The organism is Cellulomonas sp. GbtcB1, assembly GCF_019091725.1.
Classification (GTDB): Bacteria; Actinomycetota; Actinomycetes; order Actinomycetales; family Cellulomonadaceae; genus Cellulomonas.
This window is the reverse complement of the sequence record NZ_JAGXJG010000024.1, coordinates 44,587-58,194: the sequence shown is the minus strand read 5'-3', so window position 1 is coordinate 58,194 and position 13,608 is coordinate 44,587. Positions and strand designations below refer to the sequence as shown.

At 75.4% G+C, this 13,608-nt stretch carries 10 protein-coding genes; 1 reads left to right on the top strand and 9 read right to left on the bottom strand.

What is annotated here, in order from left to right; all coding sequences use genetic code 11:
• From KVT14_RS10645 to KVT14_RS10610, 8 genes are all read right to left on the bottom strand, one after another.
• Positions 1–953 (bottom strand): serine/threonine-protein kinase (locus tag KVT14_RS10645; protein WP_217615634.1); only part of this gene is annotated, 953 nt, incomplete at its 3' end.
• On the bottom strand, positions 950–2,422 hold the full coding sequence (locus KVT14_RS10640) for an FHA domain-containing protein (protein WP_217615633.1): 1,473 nt from the start codon (positions 2,420–2,422) through the stop codon (positions 950–952). The genes KVT14_RS10640 and KVT14_RS10645, both read right to left, overlap by 4 nt.
• Complete coding sequence (locus KVT14_RS10635) at positions 2,419–3,255, bottom strand: PP2C family serine/threonine-protein phosphatase (protein WP_217615632.1); 837 nt, start codon at positions 3,253–3,255, stop codon at positions 2,419–2,421. The genes KVT14_RS10640 and KVT14_RS10635 overlap by 4 nt, the downstream gene beginning before the upstream one ends.
• Positions 3,256–3,331: 76 nt before the next feature.
• Positions 3,332–4,828: a prolyl oligopeptidase family serine peptidase gene (locus KVT14_RS10630; protein ID WP_308161016.1), complete on the bottom strand. Its 1,497-nt coding sequence runs from the start codon at positions 4,826–4,828 to the stop codon at positions 3,332–3,334.
• A 68-nt stretch (positions 4,829–4,896) separates the two neighbouring features.
• A complete protein-coding gene (gene era / locus KVT14_RS10625) occupies positions 4,897–5,814 on the bottom strand; it encodes a GTPase Era (protein WP_217615631.1) in 918 nt (305 codons plus the stop codon).
• Position 5,815: 1 nt separating this feature from the next.
• Complete coding sequence (locus tag KVT14_RS10620; protein WP_217615630.1) at positions 5,816–7,120, bottom strand: hemolysin family protein; 1,305 nt, start codon at positions 7,118–7,120, stop codon at positions 5,816–5,818.
• Positions 7,117–7,569 carry an rRNA maturation RNase YbeY gene (gene ybeY / locus KVT14_RS10615; protein ID WP_122149451.1) on the bottom strand — a complete coding sequence of 151 codons (453 nt, stop codon included), beginning with the start codon at positions 7,567–7,569 and terminating at the stop codon, positions 7,117–7,119. Before ybeY ends, KVT14_RS10620 begins: the two co-directional genes overlap by 4 nt.
• On the bottom strand, positions 7,566–8,576 hold the full coding sequence (locus tag KVT14_RS10610) for a PhoH family protein (RefSeq protein WP_147796877.1): 1,011 nt from the start codon (positions 8,574–8,576) through the stop codon (positions 7,566–7,568). The genes ybeY and KVT14_RS10610 overlap by 4 nt, the downstream gene beginning before the upstream one ends.
• A gap of 205 nt (positions 8,577–8,781) precedes the next feature.
• Here KVT14_RS10610 and ppdK point away from each other — a divergent pair, with 205 nt between their 5' ends.
• A complete protein-coding gene (ppdK, locus tag KVT14_RS10605) occupies positions 8,782–11,493 on the top strand; it encodes a pyruvate, phosphate dikinase (RefSeq protein WP_217615629.1) in 2,712 nt (903 codons plus the stop codon).
• Between the two features lie 77 nt (positions 11,494–11,570).
• On the opposite strand, the gene KVT14_RS10600 is transcribed toward ppdK, so the two are convergent.
• Complete coding sequence (locus tag KVT14_RS10600) at positions 11,571–13,526, bottom strand: glycoside hydrolase family 127 protein (protein ID WP_217615628.1); 1,956 nt, start codon at positions 13,524–13,526, stop codon at positions 11,571–11,573.
• Positions 13,527–13,608: the final 82 nt, after the last annotated feature.

Below are 13,608 nucleotides of genomic sequence, written 5' to 3'. Positions count from 1 at the left end.
TGCGGGGCGACCTCGACGACCGGCCGCACGCGTGTGGCGTCGGCGGGCGCCGCGGCGCCGGCGGCGGGGGCTCCGGCGGGGCCGGCGTGGTCGTCGACGTCGGGCGCGGTGACCGGCAGCCCCAGGTCGGCCTGCACGGCGCGCAGGTCCTGCGCGAGGTCGAGCGCCCGGGCGTGCCGCTGCTGCGGCTCCCGGGCCATGGCGCGCGCCAGCACCGTGCGCAGCCGGTCCGGCACGTCGTCGCGCGCGAACGGCACCGGGGCGCCGCGCTCGATGCGACCCACCAGGTCCGCGGCCTCGTTCGGGCCGCCGGGGCGCTCGAACGGCGAGCGGCCGGCGAGCGCGGAGAACAGCGTCGCGGCCAGCGAGTACACGTCGGACCGCGCGTCGCCGTGCGGGTCGGCCGCGAGCAGCTCGGGCGCGGCCCACGGGATCGACATGCCGACGGCCGGGCCGCCGGCGTCGACCGTGGACGCGATGCCGAAGTCGGTCAGCACCGGCCGGCCGAAGTCGTTGGTGAGCACGTTGCCGGGCTTGATGTCCCGGTGCAGGATCCCGGCGCGGTGCGCGGTCTCGACCGCGGAGGCCAGCCGGACGCCGAGCTCGAGCACCTCGGCGACCTCGAACCGCTCGCTGCGGTACCGCTGCCCGAGGCCGGGCCGCGCGCAGTACTCCATCACCAGGTACGGCCGGCCGTCGCCGGCCACGCCCGCCTGGTAGACCGTCACGATCGACGGGTGGTGCGAGAGCCGGGCGGTCAGGTCCGCCTCGCGCTCGAACGCCTCCCGCGCCTCCGCGTCCACGCTGCCGAGCAGCACCTTGACCGCGACCGGCCGCCGCGGCAGGTCCTGCTCGTACAGGAAGACGTCGGCCGAGCCCCCCGAGCCCAGCAGCCGCTGCACCGCGTATCCGGGCAGGTGCGGCGGCTGCGAGGCCTCACGCCGTCGGTTCACGCACCCGGCTCCACGGTGAACGTCACGCCGTCGCCCAGGTCGACGACGTCCCCCTCCGCGACGGCGACGGGCTCGCCCGCGGTGACGCGCCGCGGCGGCAGGGTGCCGGTCGCGACGGTGATGCCGTTGGTGGAGTACAGGTCCGTGACCAGCACGCGGCCGGCCTCCAGGCGGACCTCGGCGTGCGTGCGCGAGATGTCCTGCTCCGGGCTCGGCACGGTCACGAGGCGCGCCTCGGAGCCGTCGGGCGCGCGGTCGGCCTGCGGCGCGCGGCCGATCAGGACGACGGCGTCGACGGGCACGAGCGCCCCGGTGGACAGGGCGAGCCGGGGCACCGGCAGCTGGGCCGTGGGCGCGGCGGTGACGGGCAGCGCACCCGAGACGCCGGGCGCGGGCGCCGGGGTGGGCACGACGGGGCCGGACGGCCAGTCGCCGGTCTGGGAGACCGCCCAGGACGGCAGGTGCTGGCGGATCGACGCCAGCTCGCCGCTGAGGATCGTCAGGCCGTCGTGGTCGTCGGCGGACGCCGGGCCGGGCAGGGCCGGGGCCGCGGGCGGGGCCGGCGGGACGTAGGGCTGGGCGGGGCTGGGCAGCACCGGGGCCGCGGCCGCCGGCGGGGCCGGCGTGGGCGCCGGGGCCGGTGCCGGTGCGGCGGGGGCCTCGGCGACGGCGTCGTGCTCCTCGACCTCGGCGGGCGCGTCCTCGGCGGGCGACTCCTCCGCGGGCGCGTCCTCCGCGGGCGCGTCCTCGGCGGGTGCCTCCTCCTCGACCACCTCGGCCTCGACGAGCTCGCCCTCGACGACCTCGGCCGGCGCGGGGGTGCCCTCGACGACCTCGGTGCCGGACGGCACGTCCGCGGACCCGGCCGGGACCGGCTCGGCGACGGCGGCCGGGGCGGCCTCGACCTCGGCCGGCGCGACCTCGACGTCCTCGACCGCCGCCGCGCGCGCGGGCGCCACGGCGACCGGCGTCGGGGCGGCGGGCAGCACGACGGGCTCGGACGGCGCGGCCTCGGCCTCGCGCGCCGGCTCGGCGCCCGTCAGCCGCACCCGCACGCGGGACGCGCGCACCACGCCGCTGACGATGGGCAGGGCGGCGCCGCGGCCGGCGCCGGACACCCGGACGGTGACCTCCTCGGCGGAGCCGACGGACCGCTCGGACCAGGACACGACCTCGGGCGCGGACAGCACCTCGGCGCGGGTGCCGCGGACGACCTCGACCTCCACGTCGCCGCGCAGCGCGGTGTGCACCTTGCCGCCGGCCAGGTCGACCGCCGCGAACGGGTGCAGGCCGCCGAGACCGTGCCGCACCAGGGCGTCGAGCTGCGCGCCGAGGCCGCCGCCGCGCTCCGGCGCGGTGGCCCAGACGTCGCGCACGACCTCGGGCGGGGTCGACGGGGCGAGCAGCAGCACGACGCCTCCCGCGACGACGGCGTACCACTCGCCGGGGGTGTACTCGGGCACGATCACCGACGGTCCTCCTGGTGGCTTCGCGGTCGCGGGATGGTGGCCCCGTCGACCGTCTCGTCCCATGTCCTATCGGCAGGACCGGTGCCGAACGCGAGCCATCCGGGTGAATTCGTCCCGTCGGGCTCGTCATCCAGGGCGTCCACGACGACGGCCGTGGCGTTGTCCCGGCCGCCCGCCTCGACCGCGCGGCGCACGAGCTCGGCGGCGGCCGCGGCGGCGCCCGGGACGCGGTCCAGCACGTCGGCCAGGTCGGACGGCGCGAGCTCGCCGGTCACGCCGTCGGAGCACACCAGCAGGCGGTCGCCGGGGCGCGCGGGCAGCGTCCAGTAGTCGGGCTCCGGGTCGGCGCCGGTGCCGAGCGCCCGGGTGAGCACGTGCCGCTCCGGGTGCTGCTCCGCGGCGTCCCGGCTGAGCGCGCCGGAGTCGACGAGCTCCTGCACCACCGAGTGGTCGACGGTCAGCTGCGCGAGCTCGCCGTCCGCCCAGCGGTAGACCCGGGAGTCGCCGACGTTGAACACCAGCCAGTGCGCGGCGCCGTCGTGCTCGCCCAGGGCCACCCCGGCGACCGTGGTGCCGCCCTCGCGGCGCTCGAACGCCCCGCGGATCCGGCGGGCGGCGCGGCGGAAGCACGCGTGCAGGTCGGACGGGTCCACCGCGGTCCGGCCGGCGAGCGCGCCGAACTCCTCGACCGCGAGCCGGCTGGCGACGTCGCCCGCCTCGTGCCCGCCCATGCCGTCCGCGACGAGGAACACCGGCGGGTGCGCCAGCAGCGCGTCCTCGTTCAGCGCGCGCACCCGCCCGCGGTCGGTCGCCGAACCCCACGTCGTCCGCACCCGTGCTCTCCCCTCGTCGCCCTGGCAGGCACCATGGTGCCTGGTCGCGGCGCCACGCACCGCATCGTCCACACCCTCAGATGCCGAGCTGGTACACGCCCCAGTACGCCAGGACCACCAGCAGGGCCGCGCTGGCCGCGCAGGTGCCCCACAGCACGACGTGCCCGAGCACCCCGTGCGCCATCGGCTCGCCGGCCCGGCGCAGCCGCCGCAGCCGCACCACGACGGCCGCCGCGGCGTACACGGCGACCAGGCCGAGCACGCGCACCGCGATCCAGCCGCCCTGCACGATCCAGCCGTTGCGCTCGTACCCGACGGCGAGCCGCGCCACGGAGACGAGGTACCAGACCAGCGCGACGACCGTCGCGACCGAGGCTGCGGACAGCAGCGCCAGCCGCCGGGTCAGCACGCGGTCGCGCCCCGGCCCCGGCTCGCGGCCCCGCACCCGCCGGACGCCCACCACGGCGAGCCGCCCGACGGGCAGCAGCACGAGCACCCCCACCGCCCCCGCGACCAGGAACAGCAGCACGTCGCCGTCACCCAGCCACCGCGGCTGCGGCACCGGGCCGGCCCAGTACAGCTGCTCGGGCTGCTGACCTGCGATCCGCGGGGCGGCCGACGCGGTCGCGGGCAGCCCCTGCACCCAGCCCGCGAGGTCGTGCAGGAACGCCGGCGCCACGACCTCGTCCACCCGGATGCCGTGGTCGGCGCCCCGGTAGTAGCGCACGGTGTAGTCGGTGTTCCCGGCGATCGCCAGGTCCCGGATGATCTGCTCGGCGCCCTGCACCACCGGCATCGACGCGTCCGCGGTGCCGTAGACGACGAGGACCGGCTGGCTCATCCGCCGCTGGTAGGGCGCGACGTCGAAGTCCGCGTAGTCCAGGCCGCCCCCGGGCAGCGACATGCCGACCGCCCGCGGGATCGCCCGGAACACCTGCTGCGGGACGCCGGTGTTCCGCAGGTAGGAGTCGACCGCGAACGCGGCCTGCTGCCGGGGCGGCACGACCGGAGCGGAGGCCAGCACCACGAAGCCGATGCCGGGCTGGTCCGCGGCCATCACCGGCGCGATCCAGGCCCCCTCGCTCTCCGCGTAGACGCCGACCCGGTCCGGGTCGATCCCGGGCAGGCCCCGCAGCAGGTCCCACGAGCGCAGGTAGTCGTCGGCCATCGCCACGTAGTCGCGGTGCCGCAGCGTGTAGGTGTCGAGCCGCTTGTTCGGCACCAGCGTCGCCACGCCGGCCTCGGCGAGCGAGCGCGCCTGGTCGACGAACGCGTCCTCGAACTTCCCGGTCCCCGCGCCGTGCACGAACACCACCGCCGGCACGTCGCCGTCGACCCCGACCGGCATCAGCAGCCGGGCGTCCACGTCCGCCCCGTCGAGCTGGACGGTGAGCACCGACGACCGCACGGCGTACGTCCCCAGCGCGGGCGCGTCGGTGATCGCCGTCGACTGCGTCTGCACCGTCAGCGGGTCGGTGAGCGGCACCGGCGCCCACTGCGGGCCCATGAGCGCCCCGAGCACGGCGAGCACCACCGCGCCCACGACGGTCCCCGCGGCGGTCCGGTAGCGCACGTCGCGATTATCCCCGTGGTGGGTACCCCCCGGGGGGACCCCCTGCTCGTGCTGCGTGGTGGCGGTGCTCAGAAGCCCAGCCGCCCGAGCTGCTTGGGGTCGCGCTGCCAGTCCTTCGCGACCTTGACGTGCAGGTCGAGGTACACCCGGGAGCCGAGCAGGGCCTCGATCCCGCGCCGCGCGGTGGTGCCCACCTCGCGCAGCCGGGAGCCGCCGCGCCCGATCACGATCGCCTTCTGGCTGTCCCGCTCGACGAACAGGTGCACCCGGACGTCGAGCATCGGGGTCTCGCCCGCGCCGGTCTCCCGGGGGACGATCTCGTCGACGACGACCGCCAGCGAGTGCGGCAGCTCGTCGCGCACGCCCTCGAGCGCGGCCTCGCGGACCAGCTCGGCGACCATCACGGCCTCGGGCTCGTCGGTCAGCTCGCCCTCGGGGTACAGCGCGGGGCCCTCGGGCAGGTGCTGGACGAGCACCTGCTCCACCACGTCGACCTGGTACCCCGACTCGGCGGACACCGGCACGATGTCGGCCCACTCCCCGAGCTCGGACACGGCCAGCAGGTGCTCCGCGAGCCGCTGCTTGCCCACCAGGTCGGCCTTGGTGGCGATCGCGACGACCGGGGTCCGGCGGCCCAGCTGCGCCAGCTGCTCGGCGATGAACCGGTCGCCCGGGCCGACCTTCTGGTCCGACGGCAGGCAGAAGCCGACGACGTCGACCTCGCTGAGGGTGTCGCGCACCAGGTCGTTCAGCCGCTCGCCGAGCAGGGTGCGCGGCCGGTGCAGCCCGGGGGTGTCCACCAGCACGAGCTGGGCGTCCGGGCGGTGCACGATGCCGCGGACCGTGTGCCGCGTCGTCTGCGGCCGCCCGGAGGTGATCGCGACCTTCTGGCCGACCAGGGCGTTGGTGAGCGTCGACTTGCCGGCGTTGGGCCGGCCGACGAGGCAGGCGAAGCCGGAGCGGTGGGGCACGGGGGTCTCCGTCATGTCAGTGGTCCGTCGGGGTGGGGGCCGGGTCGGCCGGGCGGTCGGCGGTCTCGCGGGCGTCCGCGTCGTCGGGCTCCGGGGCGCGGGAGACGAGCACCCGGGCGACGCGCTTGCGCCGGCCCTCGGTGCCCTGCGCGACCAGGCGGAGGCCGTGGATCTCGCCGGCCGAGCCCGGGATGGGCACCTTGCCGAGCGCCTTGGCGAGCAGTCCGCCCGCGGTGTCGACGTCGTCGTCCTCGACGTCCAGGCCGAACAGCTCGCCCAGCTCGTCCTTGGCGAGCCGCGCGGGCACCAGGAAGGTGCCGCCGCCGAGGTCCTCGACCTGCGGGGCGTGCGGGTCGTGCTCGTCGGTGAGCTCGCCGACGATCTCCTCGAGGGCGTCCTCGATGGTCACCAGGCCGGCGATGCCGCCGTACTCGTCGACGACCATCGCGATGTGGCTGGCGCCGGCCTGCAGCTCGCGCAGCAGCTCGTCGACCGGCTTCGACTCCGGCACGAACACGGCGGGCCGGACCAGCGAGCCGGCCGGCGCCTCGGCGCCCTCCGGGTCGTCCTGCATCCGGCGCACCAGGTCCTTGAGGTAGAGCACGCCGCGCAGGTCGTCGACGCCCTCGCCGACCACCGGGACGCGGGAGTACCCGGAGCGGAGCAGCAGCGACAGCACCTTGCGCAGCGGCGTCGCCTCGTGGGTCGTGACCATGTCGGTGCGCGGCACCATGACCTCGCGGGTCAGGGTGTCGCCGAGCCCGAGCACGGAGCGCACCATCGCGCGCTCGTCCACGTCGATCGACGGCGACTCCCCCACGCGCTCGACCATCTCGCGCAGCTCGTCCTCGTCGAGGTCCGTACCCGCGGCCGGCGCGACCCGGACCAGCGGGCCGGCGACGGCGCGCACGCCGAGCAGCAGCCGGGACGTGGTGGTGAGCACCTGGCGGGGGTACCGGTGGCCGAGCGAGCGCGGGCTGAGCCGGGCCAGCACGACGGTGAGGAACGCGCAGGCGGCCACGGCGACGACCAGCTCGGCCGCCCACGGCAGCGACGAGGCGGCGATCGCGAGCGTCAGGCAGACGGCCGCGACCATCTCGCACAGCAGCCGGACGACGCCGGCCGACCCGGCGACGGCGGCGCGGTCCTCGGTGAGCCGGCGGACGCGCTCGGCCGCGGGGTGCCGCGACGCGAGCAGGTCGGCCACCACGCCGCGGGACACCCGCAGCACGGCCGCCTCGCCCGCGGAGAGCACCGCCGCCACGAGCACGGCCAGGACCGTCAGGGCCGCGAGCAGCCCGAGCGGGACGCCGGCGGTCATCGTCCCGCGAGGAAGGTCAGCAGCAGCTGGCGCTGCAGGCCGAACATCTCCTTCTCCTCCTCCGGCTCCGCGTGGTCGTAGCCCAGCAGGTGCAGGATCCCGTGCGTGGTGAGCAGCAGCAGCTCCTCGGCGGTCGAGTGGCCCGCGGTGCGCGCCTGCTCGACGGCGACCTCCGGGCACAGCACGACGTCGCCGAGCAGCCCGGCGGGCGTCGGCTCGTCCGCGCGGCCGGGGCGCAGCTCGTCCATCGGGAACGACAGCACGTCGGTGGGGCCGGGCTCGTCCATCCACTTCACGTGCAGATCCGTCATCACCTCGGTGTCGACGAACAGGATCGACAGGTCGGTCTGCGGGTGCACGTGCATCTGGTCCAGGACGAAGCGGGCGAGCGCGGCGAACTCCGCCTCGTCGACCTCGTGGCCGGACTCGTTGTTGACCTCGATACTCATCTCTTGGTGCTGTCCCAGCGTGCGTAGGCGTCGATGATGTCGCTGACCAGGCGGTGGCGGACGACGTCCGAGGAGGACATCCGGCAGAACGCGACGTCGTCCACGTCGTCGAGGATCGACTCCACGACCCGGAGGCCGGAGGTCGTGCCGGACGGCAGGTCGACCTGGGTGACGTCGCCGGTCACGACCACCTTGGACCCGAAGCCCAGGCGGGTGAGGAACATCTTCATCTGCTCGGCCGAGGTGTTCTGCGCCTCGTCCAGGATGATGAAGGAGTCGTTGAGCGTGCGGCCGCGCATGTAGGCGAGCGGCGCGACCTCGATCGTGCCCGCCTCCATCAGCCGCGGGATCGACTCGGGGTCGACCATGTCGTGCAGCGCGTCGTAGAGCGGCCGCAGGTACGGGTCGATCTTCTCGCTGAGCGAGCCGGGCAGGAACCCGAGCCGCTCCCCCGCCTCGACGGCCGGCCGGGTGAGCACGATGCGGTTGACCTGGCGGGCCTGCAGCGCCTGCACGGCCTTGGCCATCGCGAGGTAGGTCTTGCCGGTGCCCGCGGGGCCGATGCCGAACGTGATCGTGTTCCGGTCGATCGCGTCGACGTACTCCTTCTGGCCCGCGGTCTTGGCCCGGATGGTCCGGCCGCGCGAGGAGAGGATGTTGAACGTCAGGACGTCGGCCGGGCGCGTCGCGGTGCCGGCGGTGAGCATCGCGACGGAGCGCGTGACGACGTCGGGGGTCAGGGGCGTGCCGGCGACGGCGGTCTCGACCAGCTCGTCGACGAGACGGGCGACGAGCGCCACGTCCCCCGCCGGGCCGCCGAGGGTGATCTCGTTGCCCCGCACGTGCACGTCGACGGTGCGGAAGCCGTCCTCCACGGCGCGCAGGACCTGGTCGTCCATCCCCAGGAGCTCGACCATGGACACGCTCGACGGGATCGTGATCCGGTGCTCGACCCGGGCGGTACCGGGGAGCGATCGCCGCGGGCGATCGGGTGTGGTCTCGGCCATGTGCTCGGCGTGCGCCGTGCGCTCCATTCATCGAGGCGGACTGGTGCTCCCATCCTACCGACCACCACCGACGCACCGCCCCCGGATTCTCCCGGTCGCCGGGCGGCTCCGCCAGGTACCGATGGCCCTACCGGACCGCGACCGCGGGGAGCAGAGTAGGGAGGGCGGGTGCAACGACGCCCCCGCGGTCGTACCGGAGGTGCACGTGGCCAGCTATGTCCAGGACTTCTCCGAGGGTGGCAAGGACCAGAAGGACCTGCTCGGCGGCAAGGGCGCGAACCTCGCCGAGATGACCCGCCTCGGCCTGCCGGTGCCGCCCGGCTTCACCATCACCACCGACGCCTGCCGCGCCTACATGCGCACCGGGCACCTGCCGCCCGAGCTGCGCGTGCAGGTCACGATGGCCGTCCGCCGGCTCGAGGACGCGCTGGGCCGCGGGCTCGGCGACTTCCACGAGCCGCTGCTCGTCTCCGTGCGCTCGGGCGCCAAGTTCTCCATGCCCGGGATGATGGAGACCGTGCTCAACGTCGGGCTGAACGACGCGTCCGTCATCGGGCTCGCCGAGCTCGCGGGCGACGAGCGGTTCGCCTGGGACTCGTACCGGCGGCTGATCCAGATGTTCGGCAGGACCGTCCTCGACATCGACGGCGACCTGTTCGCCGACACGCTCGACAAGGCCAAGGCGGCCAAGGGCGTCGAGCAGGACGTGGACCTCGACGCGGCGGACCTCCGCCAGCTGGTCGAGGCGTACAAGGAGATCGTGCGCACGGAGTCCGGGCGCGTGTTCCCGCAGCACCCGCGCGAGCAGCTCGACCTGGCGATCGTCGCCGTCCTGCGGTCGTGGAACACCGACCGCGCCCGGCTGTACCGGCGCCGCGAGCGCATCCCCGACGACCTCGGCACCGCGGTCAACGTCGTCAGCATGGTGTTCGGCAACCTCGGTCCGACCTCCGGCACCGGCGTGGCGTTCACCCGCGACCCCGCGACCGGCCACTCCGGCGACTACGGGGACTACCTGGCGAACGCCCAGGGCGAGGACGTCGTCGCCGGCATCCGGAACACGCTCAGCCTGGCCGAGATGGAGCAGGTGTCCCCGCAGGCGTACGGCGAGCTCCGCCAGGCGATGCGCCGGCTGGAGACCCACTACCGCGACCTGTGCGACGTGGAGTTCACCGTCGAGCGCGGCAAGCTCTGGATGCTGCAGACCCGCGTCGGCAAGCGGACCGCCCCGGCGGCGTTCCGGATCGCCACCCAGCTGGTCGACGAGCACCTCATCACGATGGACGAGGCGCTGGCCCGGGTCAGCGGGGCGCAGCTGTCGCAGCTGATGTTCCCCCGGTTCGACGCGCACGCCGAGCGCACCCTGCTCACCACCGGGATGGCCGCCTCCCCCGGCGCCGCGGTGGGCGCCGCGGTGTTCGACTCCGCCACGGCCGAGGCGCGCGCCGCCGCGGGCGAGGACGTGGTGCTGGTCCGGCGGGAGACCAACCCCGACGACCTCGGCGGCATGATCGCCTCCGTCGGCGTGCTCACGGCGCGCGGCGGCAAGACGTCGCACGCGGCGGTCGTGGCACGCGGCATGGGGCTGACCTGCGTGGTCGGGGCCGACGCGCTCGACATCGACCCGGCCGCCCGGTCCATGAAGGTGGGCGGCCACGAGGTCGCGGAGGGCGACGTCGTCGCGATCGACGGCTCCACGGGCGAGGTCTACCTGGGCGCGGTCCCGGTCGTGCCCTCCCCCGTGAGCACCTACCTGGGCGAGGGGCTCGACGCCGCGCTCGACCAGGCCGGCGAGGACGAGCAGACCGCCGACCTCGTCCGCTCCGTGCACCGCGTCCTCACGCACGCCGACGACACCCGCCGGCTGCGGGTGCACGCGAACGCCGACACCGCCGAGGACGCCCGGCGCGCCCGGTCGCTCGGCGCGCAGGGCATCGGGCTGTGCCGCACCGAGCACATGTTCCTCGGCGAGCGCCGGGTGCTGGTCGAGCGGGTCGTGCTCGCCGACGACGACGAGGAGCGGCAGGCGGCGCTCGACGCCCTGCTGCCGCTGCAGCGCGAGGACTTCGGTGCGCTGCTCACGGAGATGGACGGGCTGCCGACCACCATCCGGCTCATCGACCCGCCGCTGCACGAGTTCCTGCCCGACCTCACCGACCTGGCGGTGCGCGTCGCGCTCGCCCGGGAGCGCGGCGAGGAGGACGCGCACGACGTCAAGCTGCTCGCCGCGGTGCGCCGGATGCACGAGGCCAACCCGATGCTCGGCCTGCGCGGCGTCCGGCTCGGCCTCGTCGTGCCCGGGCTGTTCGCGCTGCAGATCCGCGCGATCTGCGAGGCAGCGGCCGACCGCGTCGAGGCCGGCGGCACCCCGCACGCCGAGATCATGGTGCCGCTGGTCGGCTCCGTGATGGAGCTGCACCTGGTCCGCGACGAGGCGCTGCGGATCATGGCCGAGGTCGGCGAGGCGCGGGGCGTCCCGCTCGACCTGCCCGTCGGCGTCATGATCGAGCTGCCGCGCGCGGCGCTCACGGCCGACCGCATCGCCGAGGTGGCGCAGTTCTTCTCGTTCGGCACCAACGACCTCACGCAGACGACGTGGGGCTTCTCCCGGGACGACGTCGAGGGGGCGTTCTTCCCGGAGTACCTCGCGAACGGGGTGCTGACCGTGTCCCCGTTCGAGACCATCGACACGAAGGGCGTCGGTCGGCTCGTCCGCATCGCCGTCGAGGAGGGTCGGGCCACCCGCCCGGACCTCACCGTCGGCGTCTGCGGCGAGCACGGCGGTGACCCGGAGTCGATCCGGTTCTTCGACTCGGTGGGCCTGGACTACGTGTCCTGCTCGCCGTTCCGGGTTCCGGTCGCGCGGCTCGAGGCCGGCAGGGCCGCGATCCAGGGAGCCGACTCCGACGCCCGGTGAGGGGGCGCGCGCGGCGCCGCCCGCCCGGTTGGGACACCGGGAGGGCGGCGGCGCGGCGCCCGGTCCGCGCTCGATCGTCAGGCCAGCGGGAGCCAGACGCGCATCGCGCCCGGGGCGCGGTTGCCCCACTGCGCGTACGGGATCGCGGTGAGCCGGACCGGGCGACCGGCGGGCGGCAGGTCCGCGCCGGCGCGGTACAGCGGGACGTCCGCCGCGTCCGCCGCGACGCCCTCCGCCACGATGCGCGGGAGCGGGTCGTCCCCTGGGACGACCGTGAGGGCGCCACCGGCGCGCAGCCGCACGTCCTCGACCGACGGGCCGTCGGGGTGGTCGGCCTGCTCGACGCAGTAGACGACCGGGCCGCGCACGATCGCCACCGACCCGCGCACGGCGTCCACCCGCGGGTGCGCCGCGACCGCCGTGGCCGGCATCTCGAGGTCGAGCTCGACCCGGCGGGTGCCGGGCGGCAGCACCAGGTAGCCCTCGTCGAGGGGCAGGTCGGCGCGGCTCGCCGCGGCGAGCGGGGCGCCGTCGACGACGACCCGCAGGCCGGCGGCCCAGCCGGGGACGCGCAGCGCCAGCGACCCGGTGAGCTCGCCGTCGACCTCGACCAGCACCCGCCCGTCGGCGGGGTAGGCGGTGTCGAGGCGGACCGTGCCGGTGCCGAGGTGCTCGGGGACCTCGATCGTGGCCGCGGAGTACAGGTGCACCCGCAGCGCGTCGTCGGTCGCGGTCGCCAGGTACGCGTGCAGCGACGCGACCAGCCGGGCGATGTTGGGCGGGCAGCACGCGCAGGAGTACCAGGGCGTCCGCCGGGACGGGGCGTTCTCCTCCTCGCGGTGGCCCTCGCGCAGGTGCAGCGGGTTGGAGTAGAAGAACGACCGCCCGTCCGCCGACACCGAGGCGGCGACGGCGTTGAGCAGCGCGCGCTCGATCGCGTCGGCGTACCGGGAGCCGCCGTCGGCGAGCAGCATCCGGTACGACCACTGCACGTCCGCGATCGCGGCGCAGGTCTCGGCGTAGGCGCGGTCCGGCGGCAGCTCGTAGGCGTCGCCGAACGACTCGTCGAAGTGCCGCGAGCCCATCGCCCCGGTGACGTACATCTTCTGGTGGTGCGCCGAGTCCCACTGGGCGCGCATCGCGTCCAGCAGCGCGGCGTCGCCCTGCTCGGTGAACACGTCGGTGACGCCCGCGTCCAGGTAGAGCTGCCGGACGGCGTGCCCGGTCGCCTCGGTCGACTCCCGGACGGGCGCGTGGTCCTGGAAGTAGTGCGCGCCGAGCCGGTCCGGGCCGAGCAGCGCCAGGTCCTGGCCGCGCTCGTCGACCATCCGCCGGGCCGTCGCCAGGTAGGGCTCGTGCCCGGTCTCGCGGTACAGCTCGACCAGCGCGGTCTCGACCTCGGGGTGCCCGCAGTACCCCGCGCGGCCCTCGGGCCCGAACGTCGCGACGACCAGGTCGGCGTACCGGCGGGCCAGCGCGAGGTAGTCCGCCCGGCCGGCACCGCGGTGCAGCGCGACCGCGGCCTGGATCAGGTGGCCCGCGCAGTACAGCTCGTGCGCCCAGCGCAGGTCCACCCACCGCTGGTCCGGGCGGTCGACCTGGACGAACGAGTTGAGGTAGCCGTCGGCGTCCTGGGCCCGGGTGAGCAGGTCGAGGGTCTGGTCGAGGAAGCCGTCGAACGCGTCGGTCCCGGTGCGGCCGATCTCCCAGCCGATCGCCTCCAGCACCTTGTAGACGTCCGAGTCGGCGAACTGGTAGCCGACGAACGGGCCGTCGTGCTCGCCGGTGACCCGGCGGAGGTTGGGCAGGGCGCCGCTGTCCTCCAGCATCCCGATGCTGTGCGGGAGCGTGGCGTCGGCGTTCAGGCGCTGCCAGCGGCCCAGGTGGCCCTCGGGGTCGAGCCGGACCGAGGTGGCCGGCAGCGGGCGCTGGGTCAGCCGCCCGGTGGCGCGCGGGGCCACCGGTCCGGCGTGCGCCCCGAGCGCGGTCGTGGGGATCGCGGTCGGGTCCGCGGGGGTGGTCGCGTGCGTCATGGGGCTTCCTCGCCGTGAGCGGTGCACCGTTGCCCGCGACACTCTCCCGACGGTTCTACATCGTTGTCAAACGGGAGATCGT